Below are 1,586 nucleotides of genomic sequence, written 5' to 3'. Positions count from 1 at the left end.
CTTTTAAAATGAGAGTTTGATCCTGGCTCAGGATGAACGCTGGCGGCGTGCCTAATACATGCAAGTCGAACGCTTTGTGCTTAATTGATATGACGAGCTTGCTCTGATTTGATTTTTTGATTTCAAAGAGTGGCGAACGGGTGAGTAACACGTGGGTAACCTACCTCTTAGCAGGGGATAACATTTGGAAACAAGTGCTAATACCGTATAATACCAACAACCGCATGGTTGTTGGTTGAAAGATGGTTCTGCTATCACTAAGAGATGGACCCGCGGTGCATTAGCTAGTTGGTAAGGTAATGGCTTACCAAGGCAATGATGCATAGCCGAGTTGAGAGACTGATCGGCCACAATGGGACTGAGACACGGCCCATACTCCTACGGGAGGCAGCAGTAGGGAATCTTCCACAATGGGCGCAAGCCTGATGGAGCAACGCCGCGTGTGTGATGAAGGGTTTCGGCTCGTAAAACACTGTTATAAGAGAAGAACGGCACTGAGAGTAACTGTTCAGTGTGTGACGGTATCTTACCAGAAAGGAACGGCTAAATACGTGCCAGCAGCCGCGGTAATACGTATGTTCCAAGCGTTATCCGGATTTATTGGGCGTAAAGCGAGCGCAGACGGTTATTTAAGTCTGAAGTGAAAGCCCTCAGCTCAACTGAGGAATTGCTTTGGAAACTGGATGACTTGAGTGCAGTAGAGGAAAGTGGAACTCCATGTGTAGCGGTGAAATGCGTAGATATATGGAAGAACACCAGTGGCGAAGGCGGCTTTCTGGACTGTAACTGACGTTGAGGCTCGAAAGTGTGGGTAGCAAACAGGATTAGATACCCTGGTAGTCCACACCGTAAACGATGAGTGCTAGATGTTCGAGGGTTTCCGCCCTTGAGTGTCGCAGCTAACGCATTAAGCACTCCGCCTGGGGAGTACGACCGCAAGGTTGAAACTCAAAGGAATTGACGGGGACCCGCACAAGCGGTGGAGCATGTGGTTTAATTCGAAGCAACGCGAAGAACCTTACCAGGTCTTGACATCCCTTGACAACGCTAGAAATAGCGCGTTCCCTTCGGGGACAAGGTGACAGGTGGTGCATGGTTGTCGTCAGCTCGTGTCGTGAGATGTTGGGTTAAGTCCCGCAACGAGCGCAACCCTTATTATTAGTTGCCAGCATTCAGTTGGGCACTCTAGTGAGACTGCCGGTGATAAACCGGAGGAAGGTGGGGATGACGTCAAATCATCATGCCCCTTATGACCTGGGCTACACACGTGCTACAATGGCATATACAACGAGTCGCTAACCCGCGAGGGTACGCTAATCTCTTAAAGTATGTCTCAGTTCGGATTGTAGGCTGCAACTCGCCTACATGAAGTCGGAATCGCTAGTAATCGCGGATCAGAACGCCGCGGTGAATACGTTCCCGGGTCTTGTACACACCGCCCGTCACACCATGAGAGTTTGTAACACCCAAAGCCGGTGGGGTAACCTTTTAGGAGCCAGCCGTCTAAGGTGGGACAGATGATTAGGGTGAAGTCGTAACAAGGTAGCCGTAGGAGAACCTGCGGCTGGATCACCTCCTTTCTAAGG

Annotated in this window: 1 rRNA gene; it reads left to right on the top strand. The window is 50.2% G+C overall.

Features of this window, described 5'->3' with window-relative positions:
• The first annotated feature begins 4 nt into the window (after positions 1 to 4).
• A 16S ribosomal RNA gene (locus FFM61_RS08820) occupies positions 5 to 1,580 on the top strand.
• Positions 1,581 to 1,586: the final 6 nt, after the last annotated feature.

The sequence above is a fragment of the Weissella hellenica genome (assembly GCF_005405545.1).
Classification (GTDB): Bacteria; Bacillota; Bacilli; order Lactobacillales; family Lactobacillaceae; genus Weissella; species Weissella hellenica.
This window is presented reverse-complemented; position numbering and strand designations above follow the sequence as displayed.